The sequence below is a fragment of the Rhizobium leguminosarum genome (assembly GCF_004123835.1).
GTDB lineage: Bacteria > Pseudomonadota > Alphaproteobacteria > Rhizobiales > Rhizobiaceae > Rhizobium > Rhizobium leguminosarum_M.
Window position 1 is genome coordinate 397001 of record NZ_MZMU01000018.1, and the last position, 23986, is coordinate 420986.

Annotated in this window: 24 protein-coding genes and 2 pseudogenes; 11 read left to right on the forward strand and 15 right to left on the reverse strand. The window is 59.5% G+C overall.

The genetic code is table 11. The features are described 5' to 3' along the window. Both B5P46_RS26635 and fhuB read left to right on the forward strand, forming a co-directional pair. Window positions 1-879, forward strand: coding sequence for an iron-siderophore ABC transporter substrate-binding protein (locus tag B5P46_RS26635; protein WP_129421345.1), 879 nt, complete (start codon window positions 1-3; stop codon window positions 877-879). Then, a complete protein-coding gene (gene fhuB, locus B5P46_RS26640) occupies window positions 879-2846 on the forward strand; it encodes a Fe(3+)-hydroxamate ABC transporter permease FhuB (protein ID WP_129421395.1) in 1968 nt (655 codons plus the stop codon). Before B5P46_RS26635 ends, fhuB begins: the two co-directional genes overlap by 1 nt. A 71-nt stretch (window positions 2847-2917) precedes the next feature. Here the strand turns inward: fhuB and B5P46_RS26645 are convergent, their stop codons facing one another. Together B5P46_RS26645 and B5P46_RS26650 are read right to left on the reverse strand one after the other, a co-directional pair. Further along, window positions 2918-3799 carry an alpha/beta hydrolase gene (locus B5P46_RS26645; protein WP_129421346.1) on the reverse strand — a complete coding sequence of 294 codons (882 nt, stop codon included), beginning with the start codon at window positions 3797-3799 and terminating at the stop codon, window positions 2918-2920. 720 nt (window positions 3800-4519) lie between these two features. After that, window positions 4520-4843: a DUF736 domain-containing protein gene (locus B5P46_RS26650; protein ID WP_129421347.1), complete on the reverse strand. Its 324-nt coding sequence runs from the start codon at window positions 4841-4843 to the stop codon at window positions 4520-4522. A 628-nt stretch (window positions 4844-5471) separates the two neighbouring features. Between B5P46_RS26650 and B5P46_RS26655 the strand changes: the two genes are divergently transcribed. Further along, window positions 5472-5753, forward strand: a complete 282-nt coding sequence (locus B5P46_RS26655) for a WGR domain-containing protein (RefSeq protein ID WP_129421348.1) — start codon at window positions 5472-5474, stop codon at window positions 5751-5753. Between the two features lie 206 nt (window positions 5754-5959). On the opposite strand, the gene B5P46_RS26660 is transcribed toward B5P46_RS26655, so the two are convergent. Beyond that, window positions 5960-6217: an antitoxin of toxin-antitoxin stability system gene (locus B5P46_RS26660; RefSeq protein ID WP_129421349.1), complete on the reverse strand. Its 258-nt coding sequence runs from the start codon at window positions 6215-6217 to the stop codon at window positions 5960-5962. Window positions 6218-6573: 356 nt separating this feature from the next. Between B5P46_RS26660 and parS the strand changes: the two genes are divergently transcribed. Beyond that, a complete protein-coding gene (parS, locus tag B5P46_RS26665; RefSeq protein ID WP_129421350.1) occupies window positions 6574-7059 on the forward strand; it encodes a type II RES/Xre toxin-antitoxin system antitoxin in 486 nt (161 codons plus the stop codon). Further along, window positions 7056-7562 carry an RES family NAD+ phosphorylase gene (locus tag B5P46_RS26670; protein WP_129421351.1) on the forward strand — a complete coding sequence of 169 codons (507 nt, stop codon included), beginning with the start codon at window positions 7056-7058 and terminating at the stop codon, window positions 7560-7562. The genes parS and B5P46_RS26670 overlap by 4 nt, the downstream gene beginning before the upstream one ends. An 80-nt stretch (window positions 7563-7642) precedes the next feature. Here the strand turns inward: B5P46_RS26670 and B5P46_RS26675 are convergent, their stop codons facing one another. Together B5P46_RS26675 and B5P46_RS26685 are read right to left on the reverse strand one after the other, a co-directional pair. Beyond that, entirely contained in the window at window positions 7643-8584 is a 942-nt protein-coding gene (locus B5P46_RS26675) for a DUF2493 domain-containing protein (RefSeq protein ID WP_129421352.1), read from the reverse strand. A 322-nt stretch (window positions 8585-8906) separates the two neighbouring features. After that, window positions 8907-9944 (reverse strand): DUF7146 domain-containing protein, encoded by a 1038-nt coding sequence (locus B5P46_RS26685; protein WP_129421353.1) that lies wholly within the window; start codon window positions 9942-9944, stop codon window positions 8907-8909. A gap of 330 nt (window positions 9945-10274) precedes the next feature. Here B5P46_RS26685 and B5P46_RS26690 point away from each other — a divergent pair, with 330 nt between their 5' ends. Beyond that, window positions 10275-11465: a DUF1173 domain-containing protein gene (locus B5P46_RS26690; RefSeq protein WP_129421396.1), complete on the forward strand. Its 1191-nt coding sequence runs from the start codon at window positions 10275-10277 to the stop codon at window positions 11463-11465. Window positions 11466-11635: 170 nt separating this feature from the next. On the opposite strand, the gene B5P46_RS34610 is transcribed toward B5P46_RS26690, so the two are convergent. From B5P46_RS34610 to B5P46_RS35160, 3 genes and pseudogenes are all read right to left on the reverse strand, one after another. Further along, the gene (locus B5P46_RS34610) at window positions 11636-11806 is read right to left on the reverse strand and encodes a hypothetical protein (RefSeq protein ID WP_164986555.1); all 171 of its coding nucleotides are present in this window, start codon (window positions 11804-11806) and stop codon (window positions 11636-11638) included. Between the two features lie 758 nt (window positions 11807-12564). Beyond that, a pseudogene (locus B5P46_RS35155) lies at window positions 12565-12674 on the reverse strand (thermonuclease family protein); the annotation flags it as partial. A gap of 18 nt (window positions 12675-12692) precedes the next feature. After that, window positions 12693-13157: a hypothetical protein gene (locus tag B5P46_RS35160; RefSeq protein ID WP_245456290.1), complete on the reverse strand. Its 465-nt coding sequence runs from the start codon at window positions 13155-13157 to the stop codon at window positions 12693-12695. Between the two features lie 125 nt (window positions 13158-13282). Between B5P46_RS35160 and B5P46_RS26705 the strand changes: the two genes are divergently transcribed. Then, entirely contained in the window at window positions 13283-13801 is a 519-nt protein-coding gene (locus B5P46_RS26705) for a hypothetical protein (protein WP_129421398.1), read from the forward strand. Between the two features lie 276 nt (window positions 13802-14077). Here B5P46_RS26705 and B5P46_RS26715 read toward each other — a convergent pair whose 3' ends face one another. The 4 genes and pseudogenes from B5P46_RS26715 to B5P46_RS26725 all read right to left on the reverse strand — a co-directional run bounded on the left by B5P46_RS26715 (window position 14078) and on the right by B5P46_RS26725 (window position 17057). Beyond that, the gene (locus B5P46_RS26715; RefSeq protein ID WP_129421354.1) at window positions 14078-14464 is read right to left on the reverse strand and encodes a response regulator; all 387 of its coding nucleotides are present in this window, start codon (window positions 14462-14464) and stop codon (window positions 14078-14080) included. A gap of 263 nt (window positions 14465-14727) precedes the next feature. Then, window positions 14728-14862 carry a hypothetical protein gene (locus tag B5P46_RS35305; RefSeq protein WP_281023654.1) on the reverse strand — a complete coding sequence of 45 codons (135 nt, stop codon included), beginning with the start codon at window positions 14860-14862 and terminating at the stop codon, window positions 14728-14730. Between the two features lie 300 nt (window positions 14863-15162). Continuing rightward, window positions 15163-15607: pseudogene (locus B5P46_RS35435) on the reverse strand (tetratricopeptide repeat protein); the annotation flags it as partial. A 565-nt stretch (window positions 15608-16172) separates the two neighbouring features. Further along, complete coding sequence (locus tag B5P46_RS26725) at window positions 16173-17057, reverse strand: DUF72 domain-containing protein (protein WP_129421355.1); 885 nt, start codon at window positions 17055-17057, stop codon at window positions 16173-16175. 143 nt (window positions 17058-17200) lie between these two features. On the opposite strand from B5P46_RS26725, the gene B5P46_RS26730 reads away from it, so the two are divergent. After that, window positions 17201-17404 carry a hypothetical protein gene (locus B5P46_RS26730; RefSeq protein ID WP_432431489.1) on the forward strand — a complete coding sequence of 68 codons (204 nt, stop codon included), beginning with the start codon at window positions 17201-17203 and terminating at the stop codon, window positions 17402-17404. Window positions 17405-17669: 265 nt separating this feature from the next. On the opposite strand, the gene B5P46_RS26735 is transcribed toward B5P46_RS26730, so the two are convergent. From B5P46_RS26735 to B5P46_RS35165, 3 genes are all read right to left on the reverse strand, one after another. Then, complete coding sequence (locus B5P46_RS26735) at window positions 17670-17915, reverse strand: DUF982 domain-containing protein (protein WP_129421357.1); 246 nt, start codon at window positions 17913-17915, stop codon at window positions 17670-17672. Between the two features lie 873 nt (window positions 17916-18788). Next, window positions 18789-19013 carry a hypothetical protein gene (locus tag B5P46_RS26745; protein WP_129421358.1) on the reverse strand — a complete coding sequence of 75 codons (225 nt, stop codon included), beginning with the start codon at window positions 19011-19013 and terminating at the stop codon, window positions 18789-18791. 792 nt (window positions 19014-19805) lie between these two features. Next, window positions 19806-19991 carry a hypothetical protein gene (locus B5P46_RS35165; RefSeq protein WP_245456291.1) on the reverse strand — a complete coding sequence of 62 codons (186 nt, stop codon included), beginning with the start codon at window positions 19989-19991 and terminating at the stop codon, window positions 19806-19808. A 217-nt stretch (window positions 19992-20208) separates the two neighbouring features. On the opposite strand from B5P46_RS35165, the gene B5P46_RS26755 reads away from it, so the two are divergent. The 3 genes from B5P46_RS26755 (at window position 20209) to B5P46_RS26765 (ending at window position 23796) form a co-directional block, all read left to right on the forward strand. Next, window positions 20209-21105 (forward strand): vWA domain-containing protein, encoded by an 897-nt coding sequence (locus tag B5P46_RS26755; RefSeq protein WP_129421359.1) that lies wholly within the window; start codon window positions 20209-20211, stop codon window positions 21103-21105. A gap of 19 nt (window positions 21106-21124) precedes the next feature. Further along, window positions 21125-22438: a protein kinase domain-containing protein gene (locus B5P46_RS26760; protein WP_129421360.1), complete on the forward strand. Its 1314-nt coding sequence runs from the start codon at window positions 21125-21127 to the stop codon at window positions 22436-22438. A 275-nt stretch (window positions 22439-22713) separates the two neighbouring features. Further along, the gene (locus tag B5P46_RS26765) at window positions 22714-23796 is read left to right on the forward strand and encodes a metallophosphoesterase (protein WP_164986556.1); all 1083 of its coding nucleotides are present in this window, start codon (window positions 22714-22716) and stop codon (window positions 23794-23796) included. Window positions 23797-23986: the final 190 nt, after the last annotated feature.

Sequence of the window (23986 nt, forward strand, 5' to 3'; positions counted from 1 at the left end):
ATGGAGGTTTCGCGGCGCTCCTTTTTGCAATTCGCGGCGACCTCGCTCATTCCAGCTCCGCTGTTTGCACAGTCGATGGACCTAAGGATCGTCAGCCTCGACTATGGTCTTGCGTCCACTCTTTTATCTCTCGGATTGCCTCCGGTCGGGATTTCGGACCTCGCCGATTGGGACAGATGGGTTGTCGAGCCGCCGATGCCGAAATCCGTCGTCGATATCGGCAGTGCGTTCGAGGTCAATTTTGAAATTCTCGTCACGCTGAAGCCCGACATTATCTTGACCACACCCTACCTGGATGAGCTGTTGCCCAAGCTGCAGTCGGTGGCGAAAGTCGTTCGGCTGGAAGTCTTTACGCCGGGCATTGGATCTATACTTCCCGCTGCCATCGCGGCGACGCGGAAATTGGCTGTTGAGCTTGGTCGTGAGAATGAAGCAGAGCAGTTTCTCGCGCGAGCCGACGCCTTTTTTGCGCAATGCCGCAGTCGCCTGGTGGGCAAGAACCTGCCGCCGGTCGCCCTTGTGAATTTCATGGATGCCCGCCATGCCCGCATCTATTCGAGTCCCGGACTGTTCCACAATGTGCTCGAGCGCATCGGTGTCCGGAACGCTTGGACGAGAGAGTCGAATTATTGGGGCTTTGAAACGATCGGGATTGAAGATCTCTCCAAGGTCACCGATCCGGACGCGCGTCTGATCGCCTTTGACCCCATTCCTCCGGACGTTCTTCCGAAACTCGCTCAGAGCCCGTTGTGGAACAGGCTTTCGTTTGCACGTCCAGGCCATCTGTCGATTCTGCCGCCAGCCCTGATGTTCGGGATGGTGAACGAGGCCATGCGCTTCGCGGGTCTCTTGACGGATCTTCTGGAAAAGGAAGCTTGATGGTTTCCCGCCGCGACAATATCGGGCCAGCAATTGTCTTCCTCCTCCTGATGTGCGGTGGAGGCGTGGCATCGTGGTTTCTTGCCGCTCCTGCGCTGTCAGAAATGGCTCGACCGGATTACGATGTCACGCGAATGGTGTTCTACTATTCGACGCTTCCCCGTCTTGCGACGGCGCTGATTGCCGGAGCCGCGCTTGCCTTGTCCGGTGCGCTGTTTCAGCAAGTTTTGCGAAACCCGCTCGCCGATCCTACCACCCTCGGCGTGTCGGCCGGAGCAAACCTGGCGCTGGTGGTAACATCGCTGTTTCTCCCCGACCTGCTTGGCGCCGGCCGCGATCTTGTCGCTCTGATCGGCAGTGCGGCCGCTGCTGTGATCGTCGTCAGCCTGGGCGCGCGCCGCGGTTTTTCGCCTTATTCGCTTGTTCTGTCGGGGCTGGTTCTCAGTCTTTGGTGCGGCGGCCTCGCCGCCATCCTGACCTATTTGAACCAGCGCTATCTCTCGAGCCTGTTCATCTGGGGCGCCGGCTCGCTGGCACAGCAAAGCTGGGTCATTCCCTTATCGCTTCTTTGGAAGTTGGCTGTCATCGCCATCAGCTGCGCTTTCGTGATGAGACCGCTTTCGCTGCTCGATCTTGGCGAGAGCAGTTCCACGGCACTCGGCGTCAGATTGGTCCGTCTGCGTTTCATTGTCATCGCCCTTGCCGTCGCGCTTGCTGCATTTGTCACGAGCGCCGTTGGGGTGATTGGTTTCATCGGACTGGTCGCGCCGACGATTGCACGATTGTCCGGAGCACGGCGTCCCGCGCAACTCATCCTCTGGTCTCCCCTGATCGGCGCCGGACTGCTGTTCTTCGCCGACTCCATCCTGCAACTCGTCGCCGGCGGACTGGGTGATTTCTTGCCGACGGGGGCGGTGACAGCCATCTTCGGCTCGCCGCTGCTTCTCGCGCTCCTGCCCCGGCTGAGGATCCGTCATAGATTACAATCGCCGGCGTTCAGACGGCCACGTCGATGGGATGGAACCCGACCGGTCGTCATCGCGGCCGCCGGCCTGCTCGTCCTGTTGTTGGTCAGCGCTTTTCTCGGACGCGACGTCAATGGCGGCTGGGCTTTTACATCCGGCGAATTTTCGTACGATGTCCTTGCTATCAGGATGCCTAAAATCCTCGCCGCCCTGACATCGGGCGCCATGCTTGCGGTCGCGGGCTCGATCCTTCAGCGGCTGACCGGAAACGAAATGGCAAGTCCCGAAGTTCTGGGAATCAGCGCCGGCGCGACCTTCGGTGTTGCAATTGCCCTGTTTGCCGTCGCTCCAGGGTTTTCCGGGCAATTTGCATTTGCCGTGGCCGGTGCGATCAGCGTTCTTTTTGTCATCTTCGTCAGCTCCCGGCGATCGGCGTTCGCGCCTGAACGAGTCCTGCTTGCGGGCATTGCCTTAAGCGCGATGGTCGATGCCGTCGTCGGCGTGTTGAGCTCGACGGGAGATCCGAGAGCAGTTCTGCTGATGCGATGGATGAGCGGGTCCACCTATCTTATCGAGGGTTCGACCGCTGCAATGGAGGTGGCGCTCGGCGCCGTGCTGATTGCCGTCTCCCTCGCCGCTCGCCGCTGGCTTGACATCCTTCCTCTTGGGCCGTCGCCTTCGGCGGCGGTCGGTATACCCTTGGCGAAATCGCGATTTGCGCTTTTTGGCCTCGCAGGATTGTTGACGGCTGCCGCGACGCTCACGGTTGGCCCATTGTCATTCATCGGCCTCATGGGACCTCACCTTGCGCGCGAGGCGGGATTGGCACGCGCGCTGCCGCAAATGGTTGGTGCCGCGCTGATCGGAGGGGGGCTCATGGTCGCGGCTGATTTCGTCGGCCGCACGATCGTATCGCCCTACCAGATCCCGGCCGGCCTTGTTTCCGCACTCATCGGAGCGCCGTTCTTGATGCTGATGATGCGCAAGCGCGGTGTCAGCTGAGGGTTCGCCCATGACGCAGGCAATACGAAAGACGACGCAATCCTGAACCCGATGTGGCCTTGCGGAAAGTGTCACCCGTCGGCCAAACCCTGGAGTGCGAACGCGATGCCTACCGCGCGATTCACGGCCGCCGCAAGAACGGACATGTGGGTCTCACCGGCATAAAGCTCGAATTCGGAGCGCAATCCGTCGGCAGTGCCGTTTAATCGCTCCGCCATTTCCCGCGCCAGGAGGACGGTCCGCTCCATCTTCCTCTTCTCCAGACGTGCAGTGGCATCCTCGTTCCGGTACTGGAAGGGTGCCAGCGCATCGCCTTCGTATTCTCCGGCGGACAAATGCAGGAAGGGTGCATTGCCCGGTGCGTTTTGACGCTGCGCCTCATTATTGAGGATTTCACTGTTTTCCCAATAGATGGTTGGGCTGGCCGCAATCCAATTGGCAAACAGGCCCGGACGCTCGAACAGGGCATAGAGAGTAAAGAGGCCGCCGAAGGAATGTCCGAAAAGCGATCGGCGCATCGGATCCAGGATCACCATCTCTGCAATCCGCGGTATAAGCTCGTTCTCGATGAAATCCAGCAGCTTACCGGTCCCTCCGATAACGACCGGGGGACCGCCCTCGACGAACGGCGGATAGGATTTGACCGGCGGAGGCCCCAGGTCCCAGGACCGGCGAAGCGGATCATAGGGCTCGTCGGGCGGGTAACCGATCGCCGCGATCACTCCCCAACCGACATTCGTTCCCGTAGGGTAAGGTGCCTGCGTAACCAAGCTGGCGACCGCGAAGGGGAAAGTGGCGTTACCGTCGGTCATCACGAGAAGCGGCCATCCTCCCGCCGGCGGTCTCTCCGCCGGAATGGAAAGGAATATGCGATAGGGCTCGCCGCCCGCAGCAGGAGCCAGATCGAAAAAGCACGTTCCGGGCATCGAATGGACGCTGATGGGATTGGTCATGAGAAAATTTTCTGATGGTTGGGAGGATAGGGGAAGGGAAATTGATGTCGGCGGTTCACCGGCAGGTTTCGAAGCTTTCCAAGGTCGGTGTAACTATTTGCTGATATCCTGGCTTCCACGAAAGCGCATCATGGCAATCACGGTTCGAACGGTTACAGAGGCTGATCTAACCTCGTTCCGGCATGATTTGAAGACCCGGAGCTATCGACCCGCATTTCGATCCCACAGATTAATTCACACGGGCCTCAATTCAATTATCTCCGAACACCGCTTAGCCGACGTGGACGGAGACGGGAACTACCGGCTGCGAACCGCTACGGGCGTCACAGGTTGGGTATCGACATACATAGGCCTTGCCGTTGGTTTTCTCCTCCGCTTGCCTGTCCCGGCTGCTGATCCGTTTAGAACAGCGCTTGTTCCGATTGCTTGCGCCGACGTGAACCCGTCAGAGGCCGGGCATGCGGGCATCAATGATCGTGGTACTCGAGAGCGTAACCTGCGCCATACACGATTTTGTCGGAGCGGAGGGAACCGCAGCGGAGGCAAAATTGGAGGGGCCGCGCGACCTTGAGGCGGCACGGTCCTCACGGCAGACTTGATGGTCTGAGCAGACAATCCACGTTTCGTTTGGCACCAGAAAACAGGCGGCGGGCAAGCCGGCCGCCTCAGATGTGTTACCGCGAAAGCCGGCCCCGATCGCTCAGAGCCGGCCCCCATCATTCAGTTCGGGTTGTTCCAGAGGATGACCTTGCGGTTCGGCTCGCCGCCGGGGGCTTGTGCGAGGTTGCCGAAAATCACGCCGATCTCCGGAGCCTCCAGCTTCACCGAAAGGTATTCCTCGCCAGTCTGGCGGGCGATGCGGTTCCAACCCGCGCCGATCTCGAAGCCGGTCTTGCGATGGATGATGCGGTAGTCGGGCGCTTCCTCGCTCGCCTTGTGGGCGTTCGGGACGATGGCGATCGGGGCATTGACCCGGATGGTGGCGAAGATGCCTTCGAGGCTGCCGTCGGTCTTCTGCGTCAGGGTTGCGATCGTGGTGGCCATGGTATTGTCTCCTTCGGTTGCTCGGGACCATTCCCGATGGCGCCCGAGGAAGGGGCCGAGCCGCAGGCGTCACCGCAGCGCAGCGCAGGGGAACCCCTTGCGGGTTGACGCTGATGGCGGCCGGTCCCTTAGAAAGGCGACATGCAGAACGGAAATGGTCTCGTGCGACCGAAGGGCGGGACAAACCATCATGGCAGCCCGATCCGGCGCTGCGCGAGAGGGCCAAGCTCTTGGAATGCCTCACCGCCATTCTGCGCAAAGCCCTCGCCGCTCCTGACCGCCGCAAACGAGAAGGCGCCCGCCCGCTGCCCATCATACGTTGCCGCTCGGCGGGACCGACACGGTGATCGCATCGGCGCGGCAGGTCGTGCGGCAATGCCGGATGGAGTTGTTCACTCCGAGATCGAATACGTGATCCTTGGCTACACACTCGGCAGGGCCGGTTGACGGATCCGACAGTATTCCGCCGGACACCCAACCCTCGGCGCCCAGGCCACCTCGACCGATCGGGACCGGCTTCATCGAGGATTCTTTGCAGTGCCCATGACGCGCCAACACATCACAAAACGGAATCCATCTGCCGCAAAGGATTCAAAACTCTCGTTGGACAGGGCCGGTCCCCGCAGAAATGATTCCCGACATGAGCCGAATGTCGTTCCACCTGCATTTCCAGCGAATTGATGCCAGCCGGAATATGGCGCGCTATTACATGCTTGGGATCCAGCCGACCTTGTTTGGCGAAACCGCGGTCGTGCGTAACTGGGGACGGATCGGCAGGCGTGGCGGCGAGAGGACTGACGTGTTCGGGACCGAACAGGAAGCCGTGGCGCATTTTCTCGATCTTGCACGCCGGAAACATCGGAAGGGCTATAGACCGACCGAAGCTACGATGCCGGCGGTGAAGACATGATCGTTCGCCAGAACAGCTTGGTCATCGCCCCGCAAGGGATCGTCACGCCTTCAGGCGCGAAGACTGCACCGCGGGCTTCGTGGAGCCGGCGCACCGGCGAAATAGAGCCCGGTCCGGCGAACACGCCGGATGTGCTTCCATTCTGCTTGGGCTTGGGGCGAGTACCGCAAATCTACTGCCCAGATGCTACTTGCGAATTTGAAGCTTCACCTTCCGTCTTCCAGCGCTTTCAGGACGACTGCGGGCTGGCTGTCGAAATCGTCAGAAACTTTGATCCTGCCGCGCAAAGCGCCGGGCTTGCGCACGATGACGGCGGCCGACGGAGGGCCGATTTCGGCAATGATTTTGTGATGAGACGTCAGAACGAACCTCTGCCCGTCCTGAACCTGCTTCAGGAAGGATGTAAGATTGCCGCGAAACTCCCGCACGCCCACCCGGCGGGGAGATGGTCGAGGTTCAGACATTCAAAGGCTCCATGTTCGGCGCAATTGTGTACACAAATTCGTCGAAATGCCAGCTTTCTGTTTCCTCCGGGTAGGATGAATTCGCCGACCGGACGCTGCGATATTCCGGTTGATCCGATATGACCGCTCGACACGGAATGTCACTCGCGAAAACAGCCGCGCCCTTCCACGCAAACGGTCGGAACAGCGCGGCAGTCGCCGCGCAAGGGATCGGTCACGCTTCCAGGCGCGAAGACTGCTCCGCGGGCTTCGTGGAGCTGGCTCGCCGGCGAATACGTCGAATGCGCCACTCGATCCTTGAAGTTGATCGCGACGCATGACATATAGTGAACGACAGATGACGCAGGAGAAAGATCATGGCCGTCGCAACAAAAGCACCTTCTTCAGCAGCAGTCGGGGGTGAACTGCAAAAAATCGAAGCATTGCTCGGCGGCTCGCGCATTCTGTCGCGTCGACTGACCAATGCTCTCGACGCCCATGAGCTTCTTCTGCACGGCCTGCCTGCTTCCGCGTTGGATCATCTTGTCGGCACGCTCGTCGTTATCGGCAAGAATGAGTCCCTCGAAAAGGCCGTGGGCATGAGCTTGCGCACCTGGCAGCGGCGGAAGGACACGCCTTCCAAGCCGCTCAGCCAGGAACAGAGCGGCCGCGCGTGGAAATTCGCCGAGATCCTCGCAAAGGCAACGGATATCTTCGGATCGCAGGCAGAAGCCGAACAATGGCTGGAGCGTCCTGCGATCGGGCTTGACCAGCGCCGCCCGATCGATCTTCTGGGGACGCCCGCCGGCGTCGAGCTTGTCGAGGATCATCTCGACCGCCTGGAATACGGCGTCTATGCATGACCCTTTTGCCAATCGCGCTCGGCGGGACCGAGTTGGTCGCGTGGCGGCTCGATCAGGCTGTTCATGCGCCGACATGGGATAGCGGGGAAGGCGCCTATCGGGTTGGCGGCCGTTGGAACAGCAAGGGGGTTCGTGCGGTCTACTGCTCGCTCGATCCCGCGACGGCGATCCTTGAAGTTGCAGTCCACAAGGGGTTCCGGGCGCTCGATACCGTGGCGCATATGATGACGGCAGCTGTCATTGCCGATACTGGCGATGTCCATGTTGTCGATCCGGGAAGCGTGCCCAATCCCAACTGGCTGCGCCCCGGCATTCCGGGCGCGGGACAACAAGCCTTCGGAGATGATCTGCTGCGACGTCACCGGTTCATCGCAATTCCGAGCGCGGTCTCGCCGCATAGCTGGAACCTAATTTTTCTGGCTAGAAGCGCGACGGGCGCCTATGCGCTGAAGTTCCAGGAGGCGTTTGCCCTCGATACGCGGTTGCACCCACCAACGACATGAACGAACCCGGATTGCGTCGCCGTAACCTGCGACGCGATCTCATTGCCATCGGGCTTTTCCCCGCACGGAGAAAACGGCGCTCACGCGCCGTCCTCCGCCGCCTGCCAAACCGGGATGCCGAGTCGGCGTGCCTTATCGGCGAGATTACCTGTGATGCCGGAGCCGGGAAACACGATGACGCCGGTCGGCATGACCGAGAGCATCTCGTCGTTGCGGCGGAAGGGAGCGGCCTTGGCGTGCTTCGTCCAGTTCGGCTTGAAGGTGATCTGCGTCACCTTACGGGCCTCGGCCCAGCAAGCGGCGACGCGCTCGGCGCCTTTCGGCGAGCCGCCGTGGAGCAGGATCATATCTGGATGCTTCAGGTGTGCCTGGTCGAGCTTCGCCCAGATGAGTTGGTGATCGTTGTAGTCCATGCCGCCGGAGAAGGCGATCTTGGTCCCTGCCGGGATTAGCACCTCGGTCTCGGCGCGGCGGCGGGCGGAAAGGAAGTCTCTGGAGTCAATCATCGCTGCGGTCATGTTGGCATGGCTGACCTTGGAGCCGCTGCGCGGCCGCCAGGCCGATCCGATCTGCGCCTCGAAAAGGTCGGCCGCATAGTCGCGCATGAACTCGAAGGCGTTGCGGCGTTCTAGAAAAGTGGTGCCTTCGGCGATCAGCCGCTCAAGCTCGACGCTCTTGACCTCCGAGCCGTCCTGCTCTCGCTGTCCGGTACGTTGCGCATCCTCGTTCCGCTGAAGCTCGCGCTGGATGCGCTCGCCGGCCCGGTGGAAGAGGTTGACCGTCGACCAGAGCAGGTCTTCGAGATCGGGCTCCAGCCGCGTATCGCCGAGCATCTCGAACAGGGCGTCGAAGATCGCGGTCAGCGCCGACTGAACGACCGGCTCCTCCGGGAGCGGCCGCGGATCTGGCTCGTCCTGGAAAGGGCGATGGCCGTAGATCTGCATTTCGTAGATGAAGCGGTCGGTCGGGGACGAGGCGTGATGGGGCTCGAAGGCGTCGTTGATGGGAAGGGGCAAGCTCATGATGGTCTCCGTCGGTTGGGCCGCGCCTCTCGCGGCCTGACGGCGAACCTGTTCACGCGGAGACGGGCCGGAACCGCGGCACGAAGTGCTGCGGCCCAGCGTAGCGCCGGGCGGGGACAAGAAGGTTTCTTGACCCGCGAGGAGCGCCGGCTCCGCCGGCGCGGGGAAGAAACCTGACTGACCCGCTGAAGGCCCGGCCGCCGCGTGGTAAGGGTCGCCTCTCCGCAGGCCCGCGGGCGCGCGCCCACCTGGAGGAAGTGCCTCATGGAACGACCTTGCCAGTTGTGACGAACGCCACCACTGCCCACTGTCTCTGCCAGCCTCACATGGGCAGATGGGCCATAGCATCCTCCGGAACGAGCTGCGCCCGCAGGTTGGCCGTCAGCCGGTCCGGGCCGAGCCAGCGCAGATCCTCGTTGAAGTCGCCGAGCTCCGGGGCAAGCACCAGCGGCAGGATCCCGAGCGCCTGCGCACGTCGGCTCAACCTCTCGATCCCGTGCCGACCGGCGGCATCGGCGTCGCCGGCGATGTAGAGGCGCAGACACCCGGCCGGCGGTGAGAAAGCCGCGAGGTGGTTGGCGGTGAGTGCGGCCGCCATAGGCAAGCCGGGCATCACGTGAGATAGCGAAAGTATGGTTTCGAGGCCTTCGCCTGCCACCATGATCGGCACGGGTCCGTTGATCGGAAAATGAAGGCGCACGGCGTTGCCGAGAAGACCCCCAAGCGCGCGGCGGGGGTCCTCGACCTTGGCCTTTCCCTCGCCGCCAGGATCCAGCCAAGTGCGGTGCACGCCTGTGATCTGCCCATGAGGATCGGTGACGGCCGCGATCAGGGCTGGATAGCTGGTCGTTCGGCAGGTCCCCAGATCCCGATAGTAGCAGGACGGATGGAAGCCGAGCACCGCATGCGTCGATGCCCGAAGGATGCTCCGCTGGCGCAGATAGGCATCTGCAAGGGTGCCAGCCAACGGCTGCGTCATGGCGAACAGGCGTCTCGCGCGTTCCGCCGCCGATTTCTCGACCGGCGGATAGTCGGGGGCGCCGCCCCTGCGGGACGACGCCGGTTCGCATTGGGGAAGGCTCAGGAAATGCCATGCTTCATCGGCAACGTCGCGGAAGTCGACCAGCCCGCAGGTTTCCCGCACGAGATCGAGCAGGTCGCCATACTGGCCGGTAGCAGCGTCCGTCCATCTACCCACACGCGGGCCGGAGAGATGTACGTAGAGCGACCGGCCCTTACTGTTGGCGACATCGCCAACAATCCAGTAATTGCCGGCCCGACGGCCGGCGGAGAGGTAGTGGCGGCAGACCGCCTCGGCATCGCGCGCGAGACGGTCCGCCAGCTCGGAGGCGGATAACATCACAGAAAATCCTAGCAAGAGTGAGAACGAACTGACCTGCCCAGGCGCTCTCCACGCGCTGTCAGGCCAAGCCTTCCCGGCCGCTCTCTCGCTCTTCCGCCAAGCCTACCGCCGATTCCTCCTCCAACCGACAGGTTCCTGACCTCCAATTATCATGTCGGATAGTTCCAGGTTTCAGTAGGCAGAAACGGAAGCCCATTCGCTTCCTGCCGATGCGAAGCGCCGCAGCCAGCCTATTATACTGCTTAATTTACGCTAGTATTATCCAGCGAGTTTGTGCTACGTCCTATCCGGCTTGATCAGCCTTCGGTGACCGAAGCGAGGGACGATGTGCGACAATTTTTGATCGGCAAAGAGCCGTTGGACGAGACCTCTCCAGAGTTTCAGTCGCAGCTCGAATGTGCTTATGAACAGAAGCTCAGGCCACTTTGTCGGTGCAAGGAACCACCGGTTCCGATGTACATCGCTCGGGTCGACGGTCAATTTCTGGTCAAGCGAATGCCGCTTTCCGGACGTGATCATCACGCGTTCTGCCCGTCCTACGAGCCGCCCTACGAGTTGTCGGGCCTCGGCCCTCTCATTGGAAACGCCATTCGGATCGATGCTGCCACGGGCTCGGCAGTCTTGAAACTTGACTTTTCGCTATCGAAACGGAGCAATCGAACGGTGGCGGCATCGCCGACGGAATCCTCCGAGAGCGTCCGCAGCGAACCGAAGAAGCTGTCGCTGAAGGCGATGCTTCATTATCTGTGGGATGTCGGGGAACTGACGGAATGGACGTCGTTATGGGCGGGAAAGCGCGGATGGGGCCGGGTTCGCAGCGGCCTGCTCAATGCCGCGCGGCAGATGACGGTCCGCGGCAACCTACTCTATGACATCTTGTTCGTGCCGGAGGTGTTTTATCAGGAAGACCGGGAGAAAATAGCATCCCGCCGGGTTGCAGCACTCGCCGGCGCCCAGGCATCCGCTTCAGGACCGCGGCGGCTGATGATCGCCGTGGCTGAGGTCAAAGAGTTCGCTCCCACGCGAGATGGGCAGAAAATTATCGTCCGCCACCTGCCCTTCCCTTTTGTGGTCGAGCAAGGGGCGTGGAAGCGACTGAGCGCCAGATATGAGACGGAACTCGAGTTGTGGCGGTCGAACGATGAACTCCATTTGATCCTGATTGCGACATTTGGAATTTCCCGGGCGGGAATCGCCGCGATCGAGGAAATTGCGATGATGGTCGTCAATGAGAACTGGATTCCGTTCGAAAGCGTTCATGAGCAGCGCCTCCTGGAGAGTCTGTCAGGTTTGAGACGCAAGAGCGTCAAAGGCCTGCGTTTCAATCTGTCGCGAGAGCAGCCGATCGTATCCGTGACACTGCCTGAACAACGACCTGCGCCGGTCGCGATGTTTATCGTGCCGACAGGCGCTGATGACGAGTACGAGGCTGCGCTGGCGGAGATGATCGAAGGCCGCCCGGAGATGACGCCGTGGATTTGGCGTGTCTCCGCAGGCGATATGCCTACCCTCCCCTGACGGAGCCGGGACACCCGCAACCGGTCGCACAGAAGGCATTGATGAAGCCCCGCAGGTCATGACGAGGGTGATTGCCATCCGCTCGGCAACCACCGTCGAAGCCAGGTATCGTGCTGGATCCGCGGCAAGGGTCGCAAACAGAAAGCCCCCAGCTGAATTATGCGATGAACTCAGTGGGTCGCCTCATCGATAACGGTTGGCCGCCGATGCTCGAGGCGCACCTCCATAGCGCTCAAGCGTGTGCCAAAGATGCGGGGACCGTTCAAAGCTTCGAAGACCGGATGAAACACCGGCCTGACGATGGTGAGCCGTCCGGCAACCTCGTCGATTACATTCGCCACATTGACGATCTCGCCATTCTCATCAGTGCCGATGATAAGCAGTATGCCGCCGAGAGGAGATGGGTAGCCATCGAGCTGCGTAAAGCAGGCAGGGTTTCCTCCAAACCGTTGTCATCGACGACGATCGCCTGGCGGAGGATGAAATTTCGGTTCGGGACGGCGAAGACGCCGTCGAAAAGATCGAAGCGAAATATCCGAAGCCAAACAAGATACCAAATCAGATGGCCCGCGAGGCCAAACCAAATAGCATAACGAATGCAGGGGGTGACGACCTAGGCCCGCTTGCCGGATTGCGGGTCAACCGGCGCCTTTGACTGCCGCGTGAAGTAAGATCAGCGGGGTTGTCTCAATCCTGCGGCATTGGCTTAAGATCAACTGATCGCTGGGCGCGGGATCAAAAAGGAGCCCCGCCGAAAAGGGGCGAGTTTTTGGAAAGGACGGACCGCACAGGAAGGAAGGGAAGCGGACAACCCCAGTATGGGGCGCCTGTGCGATCCTTGTGGCCTAACCGTAGATCGTCGGAAACGTTCCTGTACGCTTCTGAACAAACTAGATATTCCTAAAAGGCGGGAGAGGGCGGATCGCGAAGATTGCAGGGGTGTGCCTGGAGACAGGAGACTCCTCTACGCGATCCGCTCCGGGCCAAGTAACCTATTTTGTGTGACAATAGTTCCAGTGCGCGGTGAAAGTATTATCGACGCCAAGCGACGATCCATCCTCAGGGTCAGACATGGGGCACCTGGGAAAAGGAAGTATGCTCAATAGCACCAGTCGTTCTGATGCTTCGGGCTCCATGTATTAGTGAATCTTCCTTGAGTAGCTTCTTGCCGATCTCTTCAGAGTTCGTCCGATAGATGTTGACCAGCGGCCACCAACGGTAAACGGCTCATCGTCTGCGGCCATTCGGTCCCCCCAGTCCCCCGGAGCTCCAGTTTGCCGCTTGGGATAGCCGTTCGAGTTCGATGTCCATCAGGGATCGAATTTCTTCGGGGGACTCATCGACAAAAACCGGCCCAGCGTGTTCTCCGAGCAAGAATAGTTCCGTCTGATGTTTGTCTTCATCGGGTCGCATCTGGATCACGGCGTCCATATTGATCCAGCGCGTTATCGTGCCGTCGGTCAACTTCACGAACATCCTATCCTCCAAAGGCGGCGACCCCGACCGCAGCAAAAAATTAGGGCCGGTTCCAAACATCTCTAGCATGGCTCGGTAGTGGGCGTGCCGCAGGCGGCGACCGACGGCAAGGAATTCGTCCAGCTTGGCGCACAGAATGCGAATGAGATAGCCGAAGACTTTGATCGGTATGATACGCGCGGCGTCAAAAGCCCCTTGCTTTAACGCATGCGCCACAGTCCGTGCTGCAGAACGATTGCACGCGCATGGAACAAAGCCGCAGCGCCGTTGTTCACCAGTATAGCTTCCTCATCGATCTGCCACGCCGCCAGACGGCGGCGCGCGGTCTGAAAGACGACAACATGAACCCGTATATCGCGCAGTCCCTATCGATTGCGATCGCTTCGCTCGCCCTCTTTTCGGGCAGCATTGCTCACGCCGACGAGGCCCCGTTCCTCAAATCACTTGCTGGAAGCTGGAATGGAAAAGGCACCGTCAAGGTGCGCGTTAATGCGCCAACCATCAACGTGACCTGTCGCTTCACGTCGGATACGACTGCCGCGTCTCTGTCGCTGGACGGAAAGTGCACCAGCCTCGCCATCTTCTCCCGCGTGATCAGCGCGGACCTCAAGGCGACCGGCAATAGGTACTCTGGATCCTATGTCGGCGCGGGCACGGGGACCGCTGGCCTCGGCGGACAACGCGCTGGCGACACCATCAACCTCGGAATCACCTGGGCGAAGGAAGTTAACGGCGATCGGAAAGCACAGATGACGATCGAGAAGGTCGGGGCCTCGGGCATGCGTCTTACGACAGTCGATACCGATCCAAAGACTGGCAAGGCGGTGGTCACGAGCCGCATCGATCTTCGCCGGAGCTGATCTGCAGTAAAACCAATCGTTTAGATGAACGTCCAAACATCGGCGGCGAAAAACGGGCCCCTTCCTCGTTGGTCCAGTTCACCACGGCGATAGGCCGCTTTGTGATATGTTTGAAACGTTCAGCGTGCGGATGCGGCATTCCGCAGGTCGACCGCTACGAGCTGGTCTTTGACGCTGTACTTCTCGGTAAACCCTACGAGGAAGCCGGCCTGGAGACGGCTCTAGCACAGTTAGAAGTAGTCCGTAGCGTGGCCCAAGGAACTCCCTTCAAGACTTTCAGCCGGTTCGCTGCTGGTCTGTCGCGAGCATGTGTTTTGCGTGAGCGCGTTCGGAGACAAGATAAACCAACTCGCGGTAGTCGTATGGCTTGGGCAAGAAAAAGACACCGGGATCGATCTGTGAGCGGACGTCGCGGCCCGATACGACCCATACGCTCGTCGCGGGTCTCGTGGATGTCACCAACCGCATCAGGTCAAGTCCACTCAAGCCCCCGGAAATGTCGACATCGGTAATCATGCCGTCCAAATGATCGCATCTCCCAAGCGCTGCGACCGCTTCCAAAGCGCTGGCGGCTTCGATGACTGTATGACCCGCATCCACGAGTTCGTCTAACAGGAGGAAGCGGATTAACGGCTCGTCTTCGACGACGAGGATAACGGCCATGAGTTCAATTCCCAATGTATGTGATCGCCTAACGCGGCTCGACAGGGGAGTGTTGCCCTCGTTTTAGGATCCGCTTACATGTTTAATAAAATCTGAATTATTGGCTACTGGTTTGGAGCTGCGCATAGGGTGATTTCTGCGTCTGGCGGCTAGCTGCTGTGGTCTCCAACCGCTCGTTAACGCGGATGAACCCGCGCGCGTCGAACTCCACGCCGGTTTCTCCAATCCAATCCCGGCGGTGTTGGCCACCCGGCCGACCGCCATCAACCTTCGATATTCCGATCGCCGGCAGCCGTACGCATCGTGACCGTGACTGCGTCGCCGGACAGGCCCTGCACCTGCGCGGGCTGAGCGCCGGGCAAAACCTCAATACCCTCGGCGGCGAGGATGCGGTGCATTTCCTCAGCCACGGCCAAAAATAGAGAACGGGAAGTGAAACGGCAAACACCTCTGCGCGATAGAAGCCCCGACGACCACTGGGAACAAGGCGGGCCATCCATGATTTGGAGCTGCAGCAATAGCCGGCACGGATGGCAGGTTAGACATGCAAAACGATTTCACAGATCCGGTAGGAAGAACCGACTCGGCGCAGACATCGTCCTCATCCTCGCGCTGAGCCAGGCGCCTCGAGGTGAACCCAGTGCGTAGCGTCTGCGTGAGCTTGCAATGGGCGGTTCGATCTTGCCCCTGAACCGCAGTCAGTGTTTGGGCAATCCTGCTTGCCGCAATCCCTCAGCCGTCCGATCTGCCCATTGTGGTACACCTTGAAATACGGGCCGCGCCAGATAACGCTGGATCGTGAAGTCCGGCTCGGATGCCAGCAGCTTCTTTGCGGCCTATCGAGCCGTCGTCAGATCACCACTCATTGCCGGCCAAGCAGTCATCATTCGATATGGCCACGTCACTTCTGGATGTTTGTTGACTACCTCCCTGGCAATGGCAACGGCGTCGGAAAAGCGAGCCTGCCATGGCCAATGACAGGGCGAACCCCATTCTCATGTTGAACGCAAGCGGGTCAGCCGGACTGACCGTCAACGTCCGCTCGAACCGCTCCCTGGCGCGATCAGGCTCACCTTTGTAGCTTGCAACCCAGCCAAATCTGGCCCATGCCCACGCATTGTTCGGATCAAGCGCCAGCGGTCCATAGGCTTTTCCACCGCCGGATGAGCCCGTTACGCGAAAGCTTGCCTCTCGCGGTTATGATCGACAACGTCAATTAGCGGATGATGGGGCGAAGAACTTGAGATCGGCTTTTTCGAACGCCAAGTCCAATTAGGAGAGTCCCTTCATGAACCGCGCAGATTCTTCCTTCGGGCCGAGGGCAAGCCTCTTCGAACTATGAGCATACCAGGCGAAGGCGCGTCCGCGCCGGCGCCAGTTCGCGCACGGCTTGACCGGTTAAAAGGGCAGCCGCAGGAGGGTTAGCAAAGTGCCGCTCGGAACGAGCGGAACCCGGGACCGACTGCCCCCGGCAAGCTGTTCCGCATGAGGCGGCGCCGCGCTGCCCCTCACCTCACCCTGCCCGGCCGCGGTCCCTCCTTGCCTCACCTGCCTGTTCGCGCAAATGATCGTGCGATATCGATCATGTCGTGTCGAATACTCCTTGTTCCAGGTGACCAAGCCCGACTCTCAGTAGTCTGTTCCCTTGCCTGTGGTCGATTAGAAGCCGGTGCGGGCAAGCAAACCGCCTGGTCCCGGCGGTGGCGCCCTACCTGGCTGGTATTTTCATTAGCTCCGACAACCGGCTGGCATTCTTGATCGAATGTCCGTCGCGATCGTTGTTGAAGTAGACCCACACGGTCTTCGCCGAGCTTTGCCTAATGCGCTCGACCCACACGAGCAGTTCCGCATCGCTGTAATCGTGGCGATACCATTGCTTAGTCCCGTGGAACCGAACGTAAATGTCATCGGTAGTCCGAACAAGCTCATCCGGCAACCGGGGGCCGCTGCAAGAGCAGAAGATCGCCCCAGCGGCTGTAAAGGCATCGAAGACCTCGTCAGTCCACCAACTCTTGTGGCGAAATTCGACAACGTTCCTGTGGCGCGGGTCGAGCTGCGATAAAATGGATTGCAGCATTTCCGAAGTGTAGCGCACGCTCGGCGGCAGCTGGAAGAGAAAGCAGCCCATCTGCGGGCCGAGTAGGTCGGCGATATAGCCGAAATCCTCGATCAGACTTTTCGTGTCCTCGAACCGCTTGATATGGGTTATCAGCTCGCAGACCTTGATCGTATAGACGAAGCCTGGGTCTGCCTGGCGGATCCAGGTCTTCACCGCTCCGATCGTCGGCCACGAATAAAATGGAGCGTTGAGCTCTACCGTTTCGAAGTGATCCTGATAGATCCGGAAATATTGGTTCGACGGAATATCCGCAGGATAGAACTTCCCCTTCCAATGCCAATAATACCAGCCCGAACACCCGATATGGATGCGGCCAGCCAGCCGATCCTCGGTCGGGTTGTTGGCCTGCGAATCGCCAATCCGGGCCTGATGCATTTTGGCGGACCGATCGACATTGGCATCGCGCTGCCGTTGCCGGCGTTCAGCGCGGCGTGCTCGGCGGGCTGCGATTTCTTCGGCATTGCGCTCCGCCAATCGATTCCCTCCGTCCCGCCGTCAACTTTACCTGCAACGTCACACATGTTGCCCCGGTTTACTGTTCGGCGATCAGCATGTTGACATGGCCAAGGTGGGTCTCGAGGCTGGGAAGTGTCCCCTTGACGAAGCCGACCAGCGAAATCACTCCCTTCAGTTCGGCTGCAAACTTCCAGGGCTGCTGTTTGTTCCACCATAGCAGCGGTCAGCAAAGCCATAATAACCAGGGCGCGAAATCTGTGTCATCGACGTCGACGGGCGGCGAGGACAATTCACGTGGCACCCAAGGCGGTTCGCATGAGCAGCACGTGAAGGCTGGTGAGCAAAGCGATAAGAATAGCCACTGAGGCTAAACATGATTCTGGGCTGTCCGCGCACCGGCGCAGGCTTTTCAGTTTGGGCGCAATTAGGTGACGGCGGGACGACGATCCGCATCCCGCCCGCTTTGGTACTCTAACAGTGGATATCTGGGCTTAAGCTCCTCCTTCGTTCCGACAGGGCGACGCGTTATCGCAAGACGAACCTTTTGTCCAAGTTCAGCGCTCTTGTCGGACGTTCGAGATCAAAATCAATTGCCTTAGCCAACTCGTGAGCGCAATTGTTGCGCGATTTCTAAGGGCGGAGGATACCAGCTTCAATCGCCGCTTCCTGAAAGGCACGCGGTGCCGCGGCATCATCCGCTTCTCCGCTGAGCGACTTCATGCAGGCGCGTTTTGCAATGGCGAACGACCTCCCGCCTTTTTCGGGCCAGCAGGTCATGAGGGTCTCAAGGGCCTCGCGGCTGTTTTGGATGCTTTTGAAGTGATCGCCGCCCGCGACGGCGATCTCGATAGGTTTTTGCCAGATTTCTGTCGGCATCGATTCCTCCTGCCAATGAATCTGATAGTACAAATGCCCCACTGCGAACGGCGTTCCAACGCTAGGACCTTGGTCTGATGGTGCAGTTGATCGCCACCTATACATGCGGGTCATGATCGAGCGGGATTATCAAGAGGAAGCGCGCATCCCCTCGATAGCGGATATACCGATCAGCCATTTAGTGAAGTCGTAACGGCGCGCTTCGCGAAAAGCATGCGGGAATAGCATGCTCTTGGGACTGCGCAGAGGCGATGGTCAAAGAGGTTTTGGAGACACCTACCAAACGCGCTGCGCTTCACCGATGCCGATAACAATACGGCGAACCGCGATGTCGCTGTACCCGATAGAAACCGGCCGTCATCGTGATCGAGGGCAAGGGCTACGGTGCGACCGGTTCAACGATGACTGATATCATCGGTGAGCTCGATGCAATTATCGACGCCATGAGCCGTGGCCCATTTCTGCTTTTCAGATCGAACGAATGACAAAAAAACCAGCTTTCAGACCTGAAGAAGATCGTCCATCAAATCGTCCTTGACCACCAATATCTTGCGATCGTTTCCTAAAGCTAGCTGGGCCAACCGAGGAACGTGTCCAAAGTCCGTTCGAGCACCGAGCCCCATTGGGAACTACACGAGCGCGCCGAGCTCCAGGAACGACCGCAGCTGTTGTTCCGTATGGTCACCTTCAGCGATCACTCGAAACGCTTTGCCTTCAGATTTCAGTTGCCGTGCAGTCTTCAGCGCATCGGGGTAAAGAGCATCGGCTCGTTACGGGTGTCGCTACCATCCGGATCGAGCGAACTGATGGCAATGACCTGGAATGTCGCAGCCATAAAAGTTTATCCCTTTTTCACGCCGTGGAAACCGACCGCTAGCCTTCGTTCCCGTCTGAAAGGAAGCCTTTTGGAACCGCTTCGCGTGCGTCTTGTAGCGCCGTTATCCGATCAAGCCACTTGCTTTTGAGGACATCGTTGATCGCACAAGCAACGTCCTTGGCGCTCCAATCCGCATCCTCCATTTCCCGGATGAGTGCGGTCAGTTTGTGATCGATAATGTCGCGAAGCTCATCATCATGGTTGGCACGCTCATTTGGCATCTCAGACAACCCTTCAAACCGAACGGAGCAACGGTCGGGCCGCGCATATGTTCCACGGCGAGTCGAAATGCCTGGGACGCGTTCAAGAGCAAGCGCTGCCTGATCCCGACCGGCATCTACGCAGGCTGGAATTGCATCGCGTCTCGCGGCACGTAAACTCCAGTCAGTTGTATCGGAGATTGTGCGTACGGCCAAAGCCTACCGAAGCTGCCGCAGGCGGAACGGCGTCGCCTTCTCGATCGCGTGAGGCGAGGCGGATATTGAAAGTTCGATCAAGAAGTGACACGGGTGCGATCTTTCCAGTCTTTATGAGCAGTCCGCGAAGTGCCCCGGGGCTGTCACGCCGCATGCCATCGCATACAAGGAGGCTATCGCACTTCTGGTTGTGGCAAGTCATGCAGGAATGGTTCGCCAGAACCACCAACAACAACTTGTTAGTTGGACTGGCGCTGCCAAAAACACCTTCGCTGGATCTGATAAATTAAGGTGAGTATGTGTGAATTCTCAGTAACCGGTATCAGCGCTCTTCTCCCGGCTGTCTAGCAAACGGAGCGCCAGTCGAACCTCAATGACGAAGCACGAAAGGCCCGTCATTAACAGCAACATCGATACCATGAAGGCCAGCGCGACGGGATGCCGATAGGGAGACCGATCAGGCTCGAGACGAACAAAGCGCGATGACCAGGCAAACGGCCAGCGCATAAGCAAGCACGCCGTAGCGGCGTGTTCGATGCTCCTTTAACGTGTATACGTTTGATGTCCGTCATAAATTTCAAGAGCGTGTTCACTTCACTAGGCCAACAGCCAAAGTATTCCTTTGCATTGCCCTTTGACGTTGAACTTCTGGATTTTCACCGTCCTGAACGCACGATCGTCTTCGAGGAAGGAAGCCTTGATCTGAAGACGACCGCCCACCGGTGCCGGAACTTTTGCAACAATACCGGGTGAAGGGGGGGCGGAAATATCCGCTGCGACCATTCAGGTCGCATAGCGAAGCGAGAGATCGGTTCCCTATCCCCGATAACTGCAGCCAGACCTCCTTTCGATCTTTGAAAAAATTCGACCTTAGATAACACCGCCGAGACCGATTGTTCTCCGATCCGACGACAGCAGGAACTTTCATGTCGCCGCCGTGTTGTCGTAACGGCGCTGGCAGATCTGCCGCGTAACGATACCGAACCATGGGAGCTGACCGATGAGTGATACGGAGCAACCGGACCAGCAGACGCCTCCTACCCCGGGGAGCCCGGCTCCCGCCGCGACACCAAACTCAACCGGGCCGATCTCGTCCACACCGGATGAGCCGGCGGTAGAAGCGTCGGTAGACAGCGCGCCAGCGCTATCAGCCGACGGCCAGACCCTGCAGGAGCGTCCAAAAACCAAAGGCGTGGCCGATATTGTCTTCCTCGTCGACGTTAGCGGCAGCATGGACCCCTGCATCGACGCGCTGCGGAGAAATATCGAAGCCTTTATTGACTCCTTAAGCCACGGTGACCCGAACAACGCTGCCCCTGTCAAAGATTGGCGCGGCAAGGTTGTCGGCTACCGTGACATTGAGGCCGCCCAAGCCGAAGGCCTGCCATGGATCGTCGACAATGACTTCGTCCGCGATGCCAGCGCGCTCAAGGCGCAGCTTGGCACGCTACAGGCAAACGGCGGTGGGGACGAGCCGGAGTCGCTTCTCGATGCCCTTTATAAGCTTGCCTCTATGGATGCTGTGCCGAAGGGTTCGCAGACAGAGGATCCGGCGAAATGGCGCTATAGAAGCGATGCGGCGCGTGTTGTCATCGTCTTCACCGATGCTTCATTCAAGGAGACCATGAGCATTGCGGAGGCAAAGGGCGGCTCGTTGCAGGACGTAGCTAACCTTATCATGGCCAACCGAATTATTCTCAGCCTCTTTGCCCCGAATTTCGAGGGCTACGATAGGCTGAGCCAGATCGACAAGTCGGAATGGGAAGTGGTGGAATACGAAGGGCTGAACCCGCAGGAGGCGCTGCAGAAATTTACCTCCGACCCGGTTAACTTCCGTAACACCCTGAAGCAGCTGGCCGCCAGTGTATCCCGGTCGGCAGCGACCGTAGCGCTTTAGCCCGACTTACCCGAAAGCCATGGCCAAGAAGCTGAAAATCGGCGACCGGATCCGGCAGTATCGCGTCACGAAAGTCTTCGGACCGGGAATGATGGCCATTTCCTATGGAGCTGAGACTTCTACCGGTGAGAAGGTTTTTCTCAAGCAATACAAGTCCCCTGCTCCGACTGTTGTCTGGTATGGGGCTTTCATTGCTTATCAGAACGAGCTCGGAGCACGCGTCCGGAATGGCCGCGCTGCTCAATTTGCGGTGCGCCAAGTCGATGCATTCGAAGAGATCTGGGGCGGGCCCTGCTACTTTCAGGCATTCGAGTTCGTCGAGAATGGTGCCGACTTGCAGCAAATGCTCGATGAGGAGCGGGAGCAGCATCGTCGCACCAAGCTGGCCGCGACTCGTGATGCCACGGTTTGGGCACGTCACCTCACGTGGTCAAAGGTGTTCATGACCGGTATCGCGGCACTGCACGAATCCAAGGTCGTTCACGCAGATCTCAAGCCGGCGAACGCATATTTGATCACTGACCCGTCGATCAGCTCCGGCTACCAGCTTAAGCTGATCGATATGGACTTCTCCCTGTTGGCTGACCGCCGCGCGCCCTGGCACGGGCATCAGGGATATGTTGGCACTGACAACTATCGGTCCCCCGAACATATGACGCGCGGCGCTATTCCGGGACTGGCTTCGGATATTTTCACCTGCGGCCTAATGCTTTACGAACTTCTCGCCGGCCATCATCCATACTGGACCGAGGACCAGGCTGATTATGCAAAGCTTGTGCAGAGCTATGCCGCCAAACCTCCGGCACTTGCCGGGTTGATGCCGGCACCGGCGAGCAATGCCGAGGTCAGTACCGTCCTCCACCGATGCCTGTCTCCAGATCCCGCGGCGAGACCCACGGCTGCGGACGTTCGGGCCATTTTGAGTGGACGGGGCGCAGGCTCTGCCGTCTCCGAACAGAAAGCTGCTCCATCGACAACAGAAGGCATCGCTCCTCCAGCTTCCGCAGAGTTGATCATTTCCGAGAGGATCGAGCTGCTTGGTGCGGACGGACGTTCGCTCCAGATCGGGGTGATGACGGAACTTGGAAAACCCCTGTTGCGGCAGTTCGGGCCGGAAAGCGAGTTCTGGGATAATCGCCAATGTGTCCTGGAACGAAATCCCGCACCGCAATGGGTAGTATCTCCCGTGGCTGGTGCGACCAACGAAACACTCGTGAACGGCCTGACCCTGACAGCTCCTCGTCCGCTCAGGCAGGGTGATCGAATTGCGGTAGGCCGCCAGGCCAAAGGCATCGTCAAGATGCCCCTTACGGTGCGGGCGCTCAACAAATGAACTCGGCCGGCGGACGTGAAGTGCCCGAGCCCTATCCTCCCTGCGAGCAGCCGGCGATAGCAGAGGCGCATCCGGTGATGACAGATGTGCCCAAAGATGAACTAGGGGCGCCGGGTCCTTCCAGTCGCGCTGCAGATGTACCAGCTGTGGGCTCCGAACCTACACCGGCGGTTGCCGCGCCATTGGACGGAGAGCCTGCGTCCGGGACGGAAAGCCTACCGTCTGATCAGGCTCTTTCGAAGGTGACGGCCTTTGCTCCATTAGAAATCGTGGATGTGAACGACCTTGATTGGGAAGCTGTCCTCAATCGCGCCAGCCCGTCTTCCATCCGCTCCGAAATTCGGTCGACAGTGGAAAGAATGGAGGATCTGCTTGACCGGGCCGACGGGCCAGGCATGCTGTTCGACAAATTCCGCACCGATCCCACCGACAAGGTCATAAAGATTTCTGACTTCGATACCGAAATCCCGTTGTGGATCATCGGCGACTTGCATGGTGACCTTCTGGCGCTCGAGGCTGCACTTGTGGCAATGCGACAGCCGGACCTGCAGCCCGGAGAAGGCCCACCTCGGATCCTGTTTCTTGGCGATCTGTTCGATGACGAGGGTTTTAGCCTCGAAATCCTTCTCCGCGTATTTGAACTGATCGTAGACGCGCCGGACCGCGTGTGCGTCATCGCCGGCAATCACGACGAAGCACTGTCTTACGATGGCGTACGATTTGCCTCGAGCGTGACGCCATCGGACTTTGCCGACTTCCTCAACGCTAACCTCACCCACGAATGGATCGAGCGGGCCGGTAAGCTTGCCGTGCGCCTGTTTACGAACGCTCCGCGCGCACTCTTCTTTCCCGACGGATTGCTTGCCGCCCACGGAGGCTTTCCGCTGGTTGACTTGCATCCCGCCCTCGCTGAATCGGGGGAATGGAACAACCCGATGTGCCTGTCTGATTTTGTGTGGACAAGGGCCCATCCGAAAGCCCGCAGGAAGCTGCCAAACCGTTTCTCCCGCGGGAGCCAGTTCGGCTACGAGGACTTCGCTGCTTTTTGCTCTTTGAGTGCTGGTCTCGGACGGCCCATCACACACATGGTACGCGGCCACGATCACGTGGACGAGAGATATGCGAGCTTCCCCGCCTATGGGGCTAATCCGCTGCTCACGACCGTCGCACTTTCGCGTCGGTTGAGCCGCGAGGCATTCGGGCCCTACGAGCGGGTTCCCACCATGGCGCAATATGTCGAAGGAGCCCTGCCGAGCGTGTATCGGTTGCACATTCCCGCGGAAATGATCCGTGCCTGTTATCCTCCGCCGGCTGCCGACAGCATCGACAATCACCCGAGCCAGGAGCCTCAACCATGACAGGCGTCATCTTGCGTTGTCCAAGCTGCGGCACCTCCACAGCGACTTCCGGTGAGTGCGAGGCCTGCCACGAGGCACAAGTCCGCTTCTACTGTACGAACCATAATCCGGGGCATTGGTTGGATGCACCCGCATGTCCGCAATGCGGCGCAAAGTTTGGCGATCCGAGTCCGGCGGCACCGTCGGTCCC

Coding starts and splice junctions, on each gene's coding strand:
- B5P46_RS26735 (WP_129421357.1), bottom strand. CDS start 17,915: ATGCCGACAGAAATCTGGCAAAAACCTATCGAGATCGCCGTCGCGGGC.
- B5P46_RS26675 (WP_129421352.1), bottom strand. CDS start 8,584: ATGAGCTTGCCCCTTCCCATCAACGACGCCTTCGAGCCCCATCACGCC.
- B5P46_RS26760 (WP_129421360.1), top strand. CDS start 21,125: ATGGCCAAGAAGCTGAAAATCGGCGACCGGATCCGGCAGTATCGCGTC.
- B5P46_RS26715 (WP_129421354.1), bottom strand. CDS start 14,464: ATGGCCGTTATCCTCGTCGTCGAAGACGAGCCGTTAATCCGCTTCCTC.
- B5P46_RS26660 (WP_129421349.1), bottom strand. CDS start 6,217: ATGTCTGAACCTCGACCATCTCCCCGCCGGGTGGGCGTGCGGGAGTTT.
- B5P46_RS26650 (WP_129421347.1), bottom strand. CDS start 4,843: ATGGCCACCACGATCGCAACCCTGACGCAGAAGACCGACGGCAGCCTC.
- B5P46_RS35165 (WP_245456291.1), bottom strand. CDS start 19,991: ATGGTCGCAGCGGATATTTCCGCCCCCCCTTCACCCGGTATTGTTGCA.
- B5P46_RS26655 (WP_129421348.1), top strand. CDS start 5,472: ATGATTCCCGACATGAGCCGAATGTCGTTCCACCTGCATTTCCAGCGA.
- B5P46_RS26685 (WP_129421353.1), bottom strand. CDS start 9,944: ATGTTATCCGCCTCCGAGCTGGCGGACCGTCTCGCGCGCGATGCCGAG.
- B5P46_RS26635 (WP_129421345.1), top strand. CDS start 1: ATGGAGGTTTCGCGGCGCTCCTTTTTGCAATTCGCGGCGACCTCGCTC.
- B5P46_RS26645 (WP_129421346.1), bottom strand. CDS start 3,799: ATGACCAATCCCATCAGCGTCCATTCGATGCCCGGAACGTGCTTTTTC.
- B5P46_RS35305 (WP_281023654.1), bottom strand. CDS start 14,862: ATGCACCGCATCCTCGCCGCCGAGGGTATTGAGGTTTTGCCCGGCGCT.
- B5P46_RS26755 (WP_129421359.1), top strand. CDS start 20,209: ATGAGTGATACGGAGCAACCGGACCAGCAGACGCCTCCTACCCCGGGG.
- B5P46_RS26670 (WP_129421351.1), top strand. CDS start 7,056: ATGACCCTTTTGCCAATCGCGCTCGGCGGGACCGAGTTGGTCGCGTGG.
- B5P46_RS26745 (WP_129421358.1), bottom strand. CDS start 19,013: ATGCCAAATGAGCGTGCCAACCATGATGATGAGCTTCGCGACATTATC.
- fhuB (WP_129421395.1), top strand. CDS start 879: ATGGTTTCCCGCCGCGACAATATCGGGCCAGCAATTGTCTTCCTCCTC.
- parS (WP_129421350.1), top strand. CDS start 6,574: ATGGCCGTCGCAACAAAAGCACCTTCTTCAGCAGCAGTCGGGGGTGAA.
- B5P46_RS26705 (WP_129421398.1), top strand. CDS start 13,283: ATGAACCCGTATATCGCGCAGTCCCTATCGATTGCGATCGCTTCGCTC.